General features: G+C 69.3%; 13 protein-coding genes. 12 read left to right on the forward strand and 1 reads right to left on the reverse strand.

Annotated features, from left to right (window positions below; genetic code table 11):
• Nucleotides 1–104: 104 nt before the first annotated feature.
• The 12 genes from BN12_RS22280 to BN12_RS22335 all read left to right on the forward strand — a co-directional run bounded on the left by BN12_RS22280 (nt 105) and on the right by BN12_RS22335 (nt 12266).
• Nucleotides 105–695 carry a CGNR zinc finger domain-containing protein gene (locus tag BN12_RS22280; RefSeq protein WP_048555705.1) on the forward strand — a complete coding sequence of 197 codons (591 nt, stop codon included), beginning with the start codon at nt 105–107 and terminating at the stop codon, nt 693–695.
• 73 nt (nt 696–768) lie between these two features.
• Nucleotides 769–2040 (forward strand): diaminobutyrate--2-oxoglutarate transaminase, encoded by a 1272-nt coding sequence (gene ectB, locus BN12_RS22285; RefSeq protein WP_048555706.1) that lies wholly within the window; start codon nt 769–771, stop codon nt 2038–2040.
• 197 nt (nt 2041–2237) lie between these two features.
• The gene (locus BN12_RS22290) at nt 2238–2804 is read left to right on the forward strand and encodes a hypothetical protein (RefSeq protein ID WP_157635628.1); all 567 of its coding nucleotides are present in this window, start codon (nt 2238–2240) and stop codon (nt 2802–2804) included.
• Nucleotides 2801–4018: a CaiB/BaiF CoA transferase family protein gene (locus BN12_RS22295; protein ID WP_048555708.1), complete on the forward strand. Its 1218-nt coding sequence runs from the start codon at nt 2801–2803 to the stop codon at nt 4016–4018. Before BN12_RS22290 ends, BN12_RS22295 begins: the two co-directional genes overlap by 4 nt.
• Nucleotides 4019–4213: 195 nt before the next feature.
• Complete coding sequence (locus BN12_RS22300; protein ID WP_048555709.1) at nt 4214–4972, forward strand: SDR family NAD(P)-dependent oxidoreductase; 759 nt, start codon at nt 4214–4216, stop codon at nt 4970–4972.
• Nucleotides 4962–6425, forward strand: a complete 1464-nt coding sequence (locus BN12_RS22305; protein ID WP_048555710.1) for an aldehyde dehydrogenase family protein — start codon at nt 4962–4964, stop codon at nt 6423–6425. The genes BN12_RS22300 and BN12_RS22305 overlap by 11 nt, the downstream gene beginning before the upstream one ends.
• Before the next feature lie 173 nt (nt 6426–6598).
• Nucleotides 6599–7840, forward strand: a complete 1242-nt coding sequence (locus tag BN12_RS22310) for a CaiB/BaiF CoA transferase family protein (RefSeq protein WP_048555711.1) — start codon at nt 6599–6601, stop codon at nt 7838–7840.
• A complete protein-coding gene (locus tag BN12_RS22315) occupies nt 7837–8709 on the forward strand; it encodes an FAS1-like dehydratase domain-containing protein (protein ID WP_083454869.1) in 873 nt (290 codons plus the stop codon). Before BN12_RS22310 ends, BN12_RS22315 begins: the two co-directional genes overlap by 4 nt.
• A complete protein-coding gene (locus tag BN12_RS22320; RefSeq protein WP_083454870.1) occupies nt 8706–10019 on the forward strand; it encodes a methylaspartate ammonia-lyase in 1314 nt (437 codons plus the stop codon). The genes BN12_RS22315 and BN12_RS22320 overlap by 4 nt, the downstream gene beginning before the upstream one ends.
• Nucleotides 10016–10831: an HpcH/HpaI aldolase/citrate lyase family protein gene (locus tag BN12_RS22325; protein ID WP_048555713.1), complete on the forward strand. Its 816-nt coding sequence runs from the start codon at nt 10016–10018 to the stop codon at nt 10829–10831. Before BN12_RS22320 ends, BN12_RS22325 begins: the two co-directional genes overlap by 4 nt.
• A gap of 24 nt (nt 10832–10855) precedes the next feature.
• Nucleotides 10856–11683, forward strand: coding sequence for an N-acyl homoserine lactonase family protein (locus BN12_RS22330; protein ID WP_048555714.1), 828 nt, complete (start codon nt 10856–10858; stop codon nt 11681–11683).
• A 31-nt stretch (nt 11684–11714) separates the two neighbouring features.
• Nucleotides 11715–12266, forward strand: coding sequence for an Lrp/AsnC family transcriptional regulator (locus BN12_RS22335; protein ID WP_048555715.1), 552 nt, complete (start codon nt 11715–11717; stop codon nt 12264–12266).
• A gap of 26 nt (nt 12267–12292) precedes the next feature.
• Here the strand turns inward: BN12_RS22335 and BN12_RS24855 are convergent, their stop codons facing one another.
• Complete coding sequence (locus tag BN12_RS24855) at nt 12293–12436, reverse strand: hypothetical protein (RefSeq protein WP_157635629.1); 144 nt, start codon at nt 12434–12436, stop codon at nt 12293–12295.
• Between the last annotated feature and the right edge of the window lie 642 nt (nt 12437–13078).

The following is a 13078-nucleotide window of genomic DNA, read 5'->3' on the forward strand; positions in this document are numbered from 1 at the left end:
TTCCCGACCGAACCTGGGTGATGTGCCGGGCCGCGGCTCGGCACATCACCCAGAAGCAACGTGAACCCGCTCCAGGTCTACTCATGGCGAGCCAACCTCTCCCTATGGCGAATTCCACGAAGTCGATGATATTCAGCCCAAGCACCGAGACATCGCTCAAGGCAGCGGCAGAGTTCATCAACACTACTTACCGGGAACCAGATGTCCTCGACATCGGCGATGCGGCGCTCGAGATGATTGCGAGGAGCTGGCACGTCGCCGAATTTGACCCCTGCGATCTGTCGGAGCTGCGCAGACTGCGGGAAGTCCGCGCCTACCTGGACGGACTGTGGCGCTCGGATGAGCAGACCCTTGTCACGCGCACGAACCAGATTCTTTCGGAAACCACCCTGCGGTTGCAGCTCGTGCGACGTGGCAGCGATACGTACGAACTGTGCGCCCGATCGAGTGACCAATCGCTCGCCTCGCAGATCGTGGTCGCCGGCACGCTGGCGGTTGTCGAGGCGATCCAAACAGGGCAGACGTGGCGGTTCCAGGCCTGCCTGAGCGATACGTGCCGCAACGTGTTCGTCGACCTGAGCAGGAACCACTCACGCCGGTTCTGCGATCACGGCTGCGGCAACCGAGTCCATGTCGCCGCCTACCGCAAGCGACAAAGGCCGCCGACCCCGACCGGCGGCCTCCCAGACACATAGGTACTATGTATGATGATTGAGGCTGCGGCCGCAGCACCCTGCAACCCTCCGCTGACGGAGGAAAGGAGTTGGCATGACCTCCCTGGAGATCTTCGACCGCCTCGAGTCCGATGTGCGCGGATACATACGCTCATTCCCCGTCGAACTCAGCTCGGCAACCGGTACCACCATCGTGGGCGCCGACGGCACCGAGTACCTCGACTTCTTCGCTGGCGCCGGCGTGCTCAACTACGGCCACAACAACCCCGTCTTGAAACAGGCGCTCATCGACTACATCAGCCAGGACGGCATCACCCACGGCCTCGACCTTGCAACAACCGCCAAACGGGAGTTCATGGAGACCTTCGAGAAGCACATCCTCAAGCCGCGCGGACTGGAATACAAACTGCAGTTCACCGGTCCGACTGGAACCAACGCAATCGAGGCGTCGCTGAAGCTCGCGCGGCAGGTCAAGGGCCGGGCCGGAGTCGTCGCTTTCACCAACGCGTTCCACGGGGTGACAGTGGGGTCGCTGGCCTCGACCGGTAACAAGAAATTCCGGGACGCCGCCGGCTTCTCACTCGCCCACGTCGACCGGATGCCCTACGACGGGTACCTCGGCGACGACGTAGACACCCTTGACTTGTTCGAGCGCATGCTGAACGACCCGTCCAGCGGGTTGGACACACCTGCGGCCGTGATCGTGGAAGCCGTCCAGGGCGAGGGCGGCACCAACGCGGCCAGCATCCCCTGGCTCCAGCGCCTCCGGGAACTGACCGCGCAGCACGACATCCTGCTCATCCTGGATGAGATCCAGGCCGGAATCGGCCGCACCGGAACGTTCTTCGCCTTCGAGGCCGCCGGGATCGTTCCCGACATCGTGGCGCTCTCCAAGTCCATTTCAGGGTACGGATTGCCGATGGCCCTAGTGCTGCTGAAACCAGAACTCGACATTTGGAAGCCCGCTGCGCACAGTGGCACTTTCCGAGGCAACAACCTTGCTTTCATCACCGGGAAGACCGCGATCGAGCACTACTGGACCGACACCCGGTTCGAGCAGCAGATCGCGCACAAGGCTGGGATCCTGCAAGAACGGCTCGACAAATTCGTCGCGGAATTCCCCGACTACCACCTCGCCCTGCGTGGGCGCAGCATGATGCGCGGTATCCTCTCAACCGGCGACCACAGCTGGGCCACCCGAGTCGCCCAGCGCGCATTCGAGAAGCACATGGTGATCGAGACGTCCGGGGCGCACAGCGAAGTGCTGAAATTCCTGACTGCCCTGACGATCGAAGACTCCGAGTTGGAACGCGGTCTCGACATCTTGCGTGACTGCATCGTCGAGACGCAGCCGAACGGGTCGTAGCCGTCCGGCTTCGACCGGACGGGAGCGGCGCGAGGAAGCTGGACGCCGCAGCTCCCATCGCCGTTCCACAGCGTCAGCCAACCAACAACAGACACAGTCACTTTGCTGACTCGGTCCGCAGTGAGCGGGTCAGCAACCGCCGGGGTGTGGTCGCGAAGTTGCCGGCCCGCCAGATCTGGAAGATGTGCTTGCTGGCCATGGCGTGCCCGCTGGTCGCCGGGGCCCTGCTGTTCCTGATCATCGGCGGCGCGGTGTTCCGCGCGGACGTCTTCTCCGTCGCCGTCGTCGCAGGCACCGCCGGGACGCTGATCCTGCTGGTGGCCTACTTCATGACGAACATCGGCTCGATCAAGCTGCTCTTCTTCTCCGGCCGTTCCGAGGTCGCCCGATGGGAGATCCTCATCCCCGCCCTCGGCTACACCATGTTCCGCAACGTCTACCCCTTCCCTTCCAAGTCGGCATGGTGGGGCCCCGGGGTCTTCCTCGCCGTCGTGGCCCTCGCCGCCCTGTGGATCCTCGCCAAGCCAGGTGCTGCCCGCCGCGCCGGGCAGCTCCTGGCTCGGCCAGGACGAGGGTCTGGCCGCCGCCGGCAGCACCACCTCGCCCGCCCCGTCCGCCGACGACCCGCAACGGACCACCCTCGCCTGACCGGCAACCGATCGACGACGACCCGTAGGAGTCGGTGGCCCCGTCCCGAAGCACTACGGGGCGGGGCCGCCGCCTGCACCCCGACAACCCGCCGACATCGAGGACTACAGCCATGACCGATCCGCCCACCACCGAACCGATTGGGTCTGCCCGCGGGCTGCCTCTGAGCGGGATCACCGTCGTCTCCTGCGAGCAGGCCGTCGCCGCCCCGCTGGCCACCCGCCACCTGGCCGACCTCGGAGCCCGCGTCATCAAGATCGAGCGACCCGACACCGGCGACTTCGCCCGCGACTACGACCAGACCGTGCACGGCATGTCCAGCCACTTCGTATGGCTCAACCGGTCGAAGGAGAGCGTCACCCTCGATCTGAAGCACCCCGTTGCCGGGCAGGTCATGCACCGCCTCATCGACACCGCCGACGTCTTCGTGCAGAACCTCGCCCCGTCCGCCGCCGAGCGGCTCGGCCTGGGCGCCGACCGGCTGCGCGCGACCAGGCCCGGCCTGGTGGCCTGCGCCATCAGCGGCTACGGCGCCGATGGTCCCTACCGCGACGCGAAGGCGTACGACCTGCTCATCCAGTCCGAGACAGGCCTGGTGGCCATCACCGGAACCGCCGACGCGCCCGCCAAGGCGGGCATCCCTGTCGCCGACATCGCCGCCGGCATGTACGCCTATTCAGGCATCCTGGCCGCCCTGTACGACCGCACCCGCACCGGGCACGGGGCCACCCTCGAGGTCAGCCTCTTCGATGCCCTTCTGGAGTGGATGGGCTACCCCTTGGCGTACGCCATGCACGGCGGCACCGCGCCGCAGCGCACCGGCACGAGCCATGCAGCGATCGCTCCCTACGGCACCTACCGCGCCGGCGACGGCACCGCCGTCGTCCTGTCCATCCAGAACCACCGCGAGTGGGTGGCCTTCTGCGATGACGTCCTGCGCCGACCCGATCTGGCCAGCGATGCCCGGTTCGCCACCGGCGCCGCCCGGGTCGCGCACCGGGCCGATCTCGAGGACCACATCGTCGAGGCCCTCGCCCCGCTGACTGGCGACCAACTGCAGCAGCGGCTGGGCGCCGCTGGTATCGCCTTCGCCCAGCAGCGTGAGCTGGCCGATGTCGCCTCCCACCCTCAGCTGACCGCGCGGGACCGGTGGACCCAGGTCGCCTCCCCCGTCGGCGAGCTGCCCGCGTTGCGCCCACCTGTCATCACCGCCGGGCAGACCCTTCGCATGGACCCCATCCCCGCGCTCGGCGAGCACACCACAGCGGTCCTGGCGGAGCTGGGTTACACCGCCGATCAGATCCTCGACCTTGCCGAGGGACGGTCTTGACCTCTCGCTCGACGCAGCATCCGTAAGGCATCGACGCCGCGACAGCCCCCACACGTAAGACCTCACTCCCACACGACTTGTCAAGTGATGTATCTGCTAGTACGATTCCGTTACACGCGGAAGCTCTAGTGGCCGCACACCCTCACGTCCGCCCAATCTCCGTTGCGATCCTCCTTCCACCTCGAAAGGTCCACCATGACCAACACCCTCGACGGCAAGGTCGTCCTCATCACCGGCGCTGGCGGCGGCATCGGCTCGGCCACCGCACGCACCGTCGTCGCCCAGGGCGGCCACGCCCTCGTCCACGACGTCAGCGAGGCAGGAGTGAAGGCCCTGGCGGATGAGCTCGGCGACAGCGCCACCGCGCTGGTGGCCGACCTGGCGGACATGGAGGCCACCCAGCGCCTGTGGGACCAGGCGTGGGCGGTCAAGGGCTGGGTCGACGTCCTGGTCAACAACGCCGGGTTCTACCCCCCGGCCCCGCTGGACGCGACGCTCGGTGACTGGCTCGCCGTGTGGGACACCTCCCTGGCCGTCCATCTGAAGGGGCCCGCCGTGCTGTGCCGCGCCGCGGTGGCCGCCTACGCCGCCCGGCCCGACGGCGGCATCATCATCAACCTCGCCTCCCGGGCCGCGTTCCGCGGCGAGGACCCCGACTACTGGCACTATGCCGCCGCCAAGGCCGGCGTCGTGGCGATGACCCGCACCATCGCCCGCCAGAACGGCCGGCAGGGCGTCACCGCCTTCGCTGTCGCCCCCGGATACGTCGACACCAACCTCAACGAGGTGTTCCGCGACACCGTCGGCATCCAGGTCGCTGCCGACCAGACCGGCCTGGGCGAGGTCGCCCAAGCGCAAGACGTCGCCAACATCATCGCCTTCCTGGCCACCGGCCAGGCCCGGCACGCTACCGGCACCACCATCGACGTCAACGGAGCCAGCTATGTCCGTTGACACCTCCCGCGCCCGCCTCGACGCCGACCTGCTGATCAACGGCGTCTGGGTCGAGGGCAAGGCCGGACACCTCGACAACGTCGACCCAGGCACCGGACAGCAGATCGGACACGTCAGCCTCGCTACCGGCGACCAGGTCAACGAGGCCATCACCGCCGCCGAGAGCGCCTTTGCCTCCTGGTCGACGCTGCTGCCCACCCGCCGCGGCGACATCCTCAAGCGTGCCGCGGATCTGCTGGCCGAACGCGCCGAGGAGGCGGTGGCCACCATCCTGCTCGAAACGGGCAAGACCGAAGCCGACGCCCGCGGCGAGATCGGCCGCTCGGTGGACACGCTGCGCTGGAACGGGGAACAGGCCGGCCGCATCCAGGCCACCACCTACCCCGGGATCGCGGCGGGCTCCCGCCGACAGTCCCGGCCCACGCCGCTGGGCCCGGTCGCAGTCGTCACCGCCTGGAACTTCCCCGCCGTCCTGGCCACCCGCAAGCTGGGCGCTGCCCTGGCCGCCGGGTGCACCGTCGTCTTCAAGGCCTCCGAGTTCGCGCCCGCCACCGCGCGGCTGATCGTGGAGCTGCTCCTGGAGGCCGGCCTGCCCGCTGGAGTCGTCAACCTCATCTTCGGCGACCCCGCCGCGGTGTCGGCCCAGCTGACGGCCTCCCCGGCCATCAAGGCGCTGTCCTTCACCGGATCGACCGCCGTCGGGAAGGCCCTGGCCGCGCAGGCCGCGCCCCAGCTGATCCGGACCGTCCTGGAGCTGGGCGGCCATGCCCCCGTCATCGTCATGGACGACGCCGACGTCGACCACGTCATCGCCACCACCGCCGGCGCCAAGTTCGGCTCCGCCGGCCAGTCCTGCGTCGCCCCCTCCCGGTACTTCGTCCACGAGACCCTCTACGCCCAGTTCGTGGAGAAGCTGACCGCCAAGGCTCGCTCCTACGTTCTCGGGCACGGCATCCAGGACGGTGTCACCCTCGGCGCCGTCGCGCACCAAGGCCGCGTCGACGCCCTCCTGCAGCTTGTCCAGGATGCGCAGGACCACGGCGCCACCATCACCACCGGCGGCCAGCAGGAGCCACGCGACGGGTTCTACTTCCAGCCCACCATCGTCGCCGGACTGCCCCTGACCTCCCACGCCGCGATCCTGTCCGAGGAACCCTTCGGGCCCATCGCGACCGTCTCCTCCTTCACCACCCCCGCAGAAGCCGTCGAGGCCGCCAACGCCGCGCCCTACTCCTTCGCGGCCTACGTCTTCACCGACTCCCTGCAGACCCGAGACGAGCTCGTGGCGGGCCTGAACGCCTCCAACATCGGCATCAACCAGCTGGCACCGTCCCTGCCCGACGTCCCCCTCGGCGGCCTCGGCAACTCCGGCTACGGCTACGAAGGCGGCACCGAAGGCATCCTCGCCTTCTGCCAGCTGCGCCTGGTCTCCGAATCCGCCGGCCGACCCTGACCCCAACCCCGCCTCACCCGGCACCCTTTCCCGGCGCGCCCGCCACAAGCCACGGCGCGCCCCCGGCCCCGGTCGACCCCGGCGGGCGTGACCCACCCCACCAGCCGACCGGCCTCACCCACCGTCCCCCTCCTCCCACCCATCGGCACACCCCGCCCACCCAGGAGCCCGACATGACCACCGGCACCCACCCCAGCCGCCCCCTGCCCCTGGACGGCGTCCGCATCCTGTCCCTCGAGCAGTACGGCGCCGGCCCCTTCGGGACCTCCCACCTGGCCGACCTGGGCGCCGAGGTCATCAAGATCGAGGACCCCCGCGCCGGCGGCGACGTCGGCCGCTACGTCCCCCCCTTCGCCCAAGGCGAGGACTCCCTGTTCTTCGAAGGCCTCAACCGGGGCAAGAAGTCCATCTCCCTGGACCTGACCAGCCCCGCCGGCCGTGCCGTGTTCGAGCAGCTGGTCGCCGTCAGCCACGCCGTGTACTCCAACATGCGCGGCGACGTGCCCGCCAAGATCGGCATCACCTACGACGACCTGAAGCACCTCAACCCCGCCATCGTGTGCTGCTCCCTCAGCGGGTTCGGCACCAGCGGACCCCGACACGCCGAACCCGGCTACGACTACATCATCCAAGGCTTGACCGGCTGGATGGACGTCACCGGCGAACCCGACGGGCCCCCGACCAAGTCCGGCCTGTCAGTGGTGGACTGGTCCACCGGGTTCGTTGCCGCGCTCGCCCTGCTGGCCGGGCTGCGCGCCGCCGACCGCGACGGCATCGGCATGGACTGCGACGTCAGCCTCTACGACACGGCCGTCAGCATGCTGTCCTACCCCGGCGTGTGGCACCTGAACGCCGGGTTCGAGCCGGCCCGGACCCGGCACTCGGCCCACCCCTCGATCGTGCCCTTCCAGGCCTTCCAAGCCAGCGACGGATGGTTCATCGTCGGCGCGGCCAAGGAGAAGTTCTGGGTCCGCGTCGCCGAGGTCGTCGGCCGGCCCGACCTGGCCACCGACCCCCAGTTCGCCACCATGGCCGCCCGACAGGTCCACTCCGAACAGCTCGTCGCCATCCTCGAGCAGATCTTCGCCGGCGACACCGTCGCCCACTGGGTCCAGGCACTGCGGGCGGCCGGCGTCCCCACCGGCGAGGTCAACTCCGTCGCCGACGCCCTTACCGACCCCCACATCCACGCCCGCGGCCTGATCGTGGAGGCCGAGCACCCCGTCTACGGGACGGTGAAGTCACTCGCCTCCCCGGTCCGCGTCGGCGGCACCTTCGCCCCCGCTCGGCGCGCCCCCCAACGCGGCGAGCACACCCGCGAGCTGCTGGCCACCCTCACCGGCATGGACGAAACCGCCCTGAGCGACGCCGCCGCCCGCGGCGCCTTCGGGCCCGCGCTCACCACCACGCCATGACCGCCCACCCCGGCGTGCCGACCTGGCAGGCCCGAACCCACACCAGCGCCGACACCCTCTGCGCCGAGGCCGCAGGACACTTGCACGACCTGCTGCTGCGCGACGGCGCTCCCCCCGTCGACGGGGACCCCCTGCCGCTGCTGTGGCACTGGCTGGCCTTCCTGCCCAGCGCCCGCCAGGACGAGCTCGGCCCGGACGGGCACCCTCAGCCCGGCGACTTCCTGCCCCCCACCCGCGGCCGCGCCCGGATGTACGCCGGTGGAGCCATCACCCTCGGCGCCGAACCGGCCCGTATCGGTCGCCAGCTGCGCCGCAGCTCCACCGTCACCGACGTCACCACCAAGACCGGGCGCACCGGCCCCCTGACGTTCGTCCAGGTGAAGCACACCCTGACCGACAGCGGCCACACCGTCCTCACCGAACGGGCGGACCTGGTCTACCGCGACGCCCAGCGTTACCAGCGCCCGCCTCTTCCGCCGACCGAACCTGCCGCGGCATGGACCTGCACCCGACAGGTCCCCATCGACCCCACCCTGCTGTTCCGGTTCTCCGCGTTGACCTACAACGCCCACCGGATCCACTACGACCGCGACTACGCCACCGGCGTCGAGGGCTACCCCGGTCTGGTCGTCCACGGCCCCCTGCAGGCGGTCCTGCTCGCCGACGCCCTCGACCGCGCCCTGCCGGCCCGCACCGTAGCCACCTTCACCTTCCGCGGCGTCGCCCCCGCCTTCGACGACCACAACCTGCAACTGCGGGTCGCCGCCGACGACACCGACACCGTCCAACTGGCCGCCTACAGCGCCGACCGGCTCACCATGACCGCCACCGCCACCCTCACCCCCCGCGCCGAACGGAACCCGCGATGAGCAGCACCCCCCTCCGGATCGTCGACGTCGTGGCATCCACCGGCCTCGGCGCCTTCTTCTTCGACGACCAACAGGCCATCAAGTCCGGCGCCGTCCGCGACGGCAACGCCTACACCGGCGCCCCCCTCACCCCCGGCTACACCGCCATCCGCGAGACCGCCGAAGCCGCCTCCATCATGCTCATCCTCGAGGACGGCTACGTCGCCGTCGGCGACTGCGCCAGCGTCCAGTACTCCGGCGTCGGCGGCCGCGAACCCCGCCTCCACGCCGCCGCCCTCGCCGCCCGCATCGAGACCCGCCTGGCCCCAGCACTGACCGGATGGGACATCACCTCCTTCCGCTCCGCCAGCGTCAAGGCCGAGACTGTCCTGGCTAGCCAGGACGGCCTCGGCCGGGCCGCCGCCTACGGCCTGTCCCAGGCGCTGCTGGACGCGGCCAGCCACGCCGCTGGACACCACATCATGGGCCGCGTCATCAAGGACGAATGGCAGCTGCCCGGCCCCTTGACGCCGGTCCCGCTGTACGCCCAAACCGGTGAGGACCGTCACGCCGGCGTCGACACCATGGTCCTGAAGCGAGTGCCCGTCCTGCCGCACGGCCTGATCAACACCGCCGACCTCGTCGGCCACGACGGCGACGCCCTCGTGGAGTACATCGGGTACATCCGCGACCGGATCGCCCACCTCGCTGGCGACCCCGGTTACCTGCCGGTCATCCACCTCGACGTGTACGGCATGGTCGGAGCCGCCGCCGGCGGCTCCATCGCCGCCACCGCCGACATCCTGGGTCGCCTCGAGGACGCCGCCGGACCCCACCAGCTGCGCATCGAGCACCCCCTGGACGCCGGCAGCCGCGACGCCCAGATCACCGCCCTGGGCGCCCTCCGATCCGAGCTGGCCGCCCGCGGCTCCCAGGTCCAGATCATCGCCGACGAATGGGCCAACACCCTGCAGGACATCCAAGCCTTCGCCGACGCCCAGGCCGCCGACCTCATCCAGATCAAGACCCCCGACCTGGGCGCCATCCACAACATCGTCGCCGCCGTCGCCACCTGCCACGCCGCGAGCATCGGACCCGTCATCGGCGGAACCTGCGCCGAAACCGACCGATCCGCCCGCGCCACCACCCACATCGGCATCGCCACCGGCGTCACCCAGATGCTCGCCAAACCCGGCATGGGCATCAACGAAGGCCTGACCATCGTCACCAACGAGATGAACCGCGCCGTCCGGCTCGACCAGCGCCTCATGGCCCACCGAGCCGCCGATAACGAGGACACCCAGCCACAACCAGCTGAGATGACCCCATGACCGCCCCGCGCAGCTACCTGTACGTTCCCGGCGACCGACCCGACCGCCTCGCCACCGCCGCCACCCGGGGCGCCGACGCCATCATCGCTGACCTGGAAGACGCCGTCGCCCCGAACGCCAAGGACGACGCCCTCGCTGCCGTCACCGCCTGGCTCGACACCCTGCCTCCACACCACCCCCCCGCCTGGGTCCGGCTCAACACCGGCGACCGCGGACGCCAAGAGCTCCGACACCTGTCGACGCGGCCGAGCCTCGTCGGCGTCTTCGCCCCCAAGGTCGAACACCCCGACGACCTGCTCGCCCTCCTCGACGCCGCCCAGCGCGAACAGATCCTGCTCGCGCCGATGATCGAGTCCGCGGCAGGGCTGGTCCACCTGGAACAGATCGCCACCGCCTCCGGAGTCCACCAGCTCCACCTCGGCGAGATCGACCTGGGCGCCGACCTCAACCTCGACACCACCGACGATGAGTCACCCCTGGCCTACGCCCGCTCCCGCGTCGTCGTCGCCAGCCGCTACGCCGGGATCCTTCCCCCCGCCGCGCCCGTCGCCGCGGAGCTCAATCATCCCGACCGGTTCCGGACGACCACCCAGGCCCTGTCCCGTATGGGCTTCCGCGGGCGCGACTGCATCCACCCGGCCCAAGTCGCCATCGCCAACGACGTGTTCACCCCTGACCCCGAGCAGGTCGCCTGGGCGCACGCCGTCCTACACCAAGCCCAGAGCGCGGCCGGATCCTTCCGAGGCCCCGACGGCACGATGGTCGACGAGGCCGTCCTGCGACGAGCGCGAGCCATCCTCGCCACCACCTGACCCACACCCAGGGAGCCACACCCCATGCCTGCGCCCAACCGGCCCGCCCAGGCCCCCACCCGGGCCGAGCAGGGCGTCTCCGAACCGACCCGTGTTGAGCGTCTCTACCTGCTGCCGCTAGGGCACCTGGACACCAGCTACGAGCAGATGCTGCCCGGGACCCACGACGCAGCCCGATACCGCTTCCCCGTCACCGCCGCCCTGCTCGACCTCGGCGACCGCGGCTGGATGCTCATCGACACCGGCATGGACGACGACCTCTCCCGCGCGCCGTCCCTGGTCTGGGGTGCCACCCCCCTCGCCGACGACATCCGCCCAGACCTCCCTCACAGCGAGACCCTCACCGCACGACTCGACGAGCTGGGCGTCTCACCCCAGGACATCACCCACATCGTCAACACCCACCTCCATTTCGACCACGCCGGGAACAACCACCGCTTCCCTCACGCCACCGTCCACGTGCGCAGCCAGCAGATACAAGACACCGCCGACCGGCCCGGCAGCTACCCGATCCGGTGGAACCCGAACGCCCCCTCCACCCACCCCATCGACACCGACCAGCAGATCGTTCCCGGCGTCCACGTCATCGCCACCCCAGGACACGTCCTCGGCCACCAGTCAGTCCGAATCGAGCTGACCGACAGCCCCGACATGCTCCTGTGCGGAGACGCCATCCCCGGCCAAGACTTCCTCGACACTGGCAACTTCGACTCCTTCCGCGACCCCGCAACGGCAGCCATCACCGCACACCATCTGCTCGGCCAAGCCCAGACACGGCACGCCGTCGCGGTCTACTCCCACGACCAAGCACAGCTGGACCGCCTGCGCACCACGCCAGACTTCTACGCTTGAACAGAGCCCCACCCCCAGGGAGAGCAGACCGATGACCGCCGAACACCACTCCTCACTCGCCCACATCCGCGACGTCGCCGCCACGCCACCAGCGACCTACACCCCCGACGCACTAGACATGGAAATCCTGAAGGTCCTCGTCGAGGACGCCCGCACCTCCCAACGACAGATCGCCACCACCCTCAAGGTCTCGGCTCCCACCGTCGGAGAGCGCATGGCCAAGATGGAACGCCAAGGCGTCATCACCGGCTACAGCGCCCAAGTCAACTGGGCCGCCCTCGGGTACGGACAGATCGTGTTCCTATCCATCGAAGCCGCCACCGGATACGACGTCGCCAAGATCATGGACGCCCTCTGGGACTTGGCGGAAGTCGAAGACGTCACCCTCGTCACCGGCGACCTCGACCTGCTCGTCCGCCTCCGGGTGCGCGACTACTCCCACCTGCGCACCATCCTGATGAACCAGGTCTGGCAGATCCCCGGAACCCAGAAGACCGCAACCCTACTCTCCGTCGCAGAGATGCCACCCAAAGACTTCGCAAGTCACCTCCTAGCCACCATCAGCGCGGAAGAGTCCGGATGACCCGAAGGGCCGAGTCATGCGTTCGCTCAGCTTGCCTTCCAGATGAAGGGCTTGGGGTCGGCGTTCCAGTGTTCGGCCCAGGTGGTGATGGCCTCGCAGAGTTCGTCGATGCTGGTGACCACGACCTGGCCAAACGATGCGATCACACCACCCACATCCGAGACGGCCACATCATCACCGTCGACCCATGATCACGCGGCACCCTCGCGCTGGATGACCGCAGGCGGCTACGCGCAGCCTCCAGCTGAAGTCAGGCAAGGTTCATGAGGCCCCTTGTACCACGCTGGCCGACTCGTGGCTAGCGCAGCCGGCAGGTGCGAATCGGGTACGGCTTCACGTCAGCCCGGTGGGTTGCGTCGTCGAGTCCCAATGGCTGGGGCAATCCGGAGGGGACGACCTCGCTCGGCCGCCGTCGACGGGGCACGCGGGCACCCTCTGGGCACCCGTGCCCCACCTTGCCGGTCAGGCTCCTGACCACGCCGCTCATTCCGCTCGGGCTTCGAGGTGCTCGTCGTCACCCGAAAGCGGCCTCATCGATTGCTCCGATACCGGACTTCGCAAACCCGCGTTGGACTCCGACGACGGGCCAAGCCCAGACTCGGCGCGGTCCATCGTTCATCGGCGGTACTCGAGGTCCGAGAGGGATATCGCTCCACTGTGGAGACGTGACTGGCTTGCGAAAGAGGTTGGGTATGCCGGGGACGCCCGTGCGTCGGCGCATCGGGGTGACGTGCACCGAGGGTCGGGAGACAGAGCACGATGCCGATGCGAATGCGCGGCTAGGCACCGCCTCCGCACTGCTGGCCCGGCGG

Origin of the sequence: Nostocoides japonicum T1-X7, assembly GCF_001046855.1 — a bacterium.
Lineage (GTDB): Bacteria > Actinomycetota > Actinomycetes > Actinomycetales > Dermatophilaceae > Nostocoides > Nostocoides japonicum.

Coding starts and splice junctions, on each gene's coding strand:
- BN12_RS22315 (WP_083454869.1), top strand. CDS start 7,837: ATGACCGCCCACCCCGGCGTGCCGACCTGGCAGGCCCGAACCCACACC.
- BN12_RS22335 (WP_048555715.1), top strand. CDS start 11,715: ATGACCGCCGAACACCACTCCTCACTCGCCCACATCCGCGACGTCGCC.
- ectB (WP_048555706.1), top strand. CDS start 769: ATGACCTCCCTGGAGATCTTCGACCGCCTCGAGTCCGATGTGCGCGGA.
- BN12_RS22290 (WP_157635628.1), top strand. CDS start 2,238: ATGGCGTGCCCGCTGGTCGCCGGGGCCCTGCTGTTCCTGATCATCGGC.
- BN12_RS22325 (WP_048555713.1), top strand. CDS start 10,016: ATGACCGCCCCGCGCAGCTACCTGTACGTTCCCGGCGACCGACCCGAC.
- BN12_RS22280 (WP_048555705.1), top strand. CDS start 105: ATGGCGAATTCCACGAAGTCGATGATATTCAGCCCAAGCACCGAGACA.
- BN12_RS22320 (WP_083454870.1), top strand. CDS start 8,706: ATGAGCAGCACCCCCCTCCGGATCGTCGACGTCGTGGCATCCACCGGC.
- BN12_RS22295 (WP_048555708.1), top strand. CDS start 2,801: ATGACCGATCCGCCCACCACCGAACCGATTGGGTCTGCCCGCGGGCTG.
- BN12_RS22330 (WP_048555714.1), top strand. CDS start 10,856: ATGCCTGCGCCCAACCGGCCCGCCCAGGCCCCCACCCGGGCCGAGCAG.
- BN12_RS22305 (WP_048555710.1), top strand. CDS start 4,962: ATGTCCGTTGACACCTCCCGCGCCCGCCTCGACGCCGACCTGCTGATC.
- BN12_RS22300 (WP_048555709.1), top strand. CDS start 4,214: ATGACCAACACCCTCGACGGCAAGGTCGTCCTCATCACCGGCGCTGGC.
- BN12_RS22310 (WP_048555711.1), top strand. CDS start 6,599: ATGACCACCGGCACCCACCCCAGCCGCCCCCTGCCCCTGGACGGCGTC.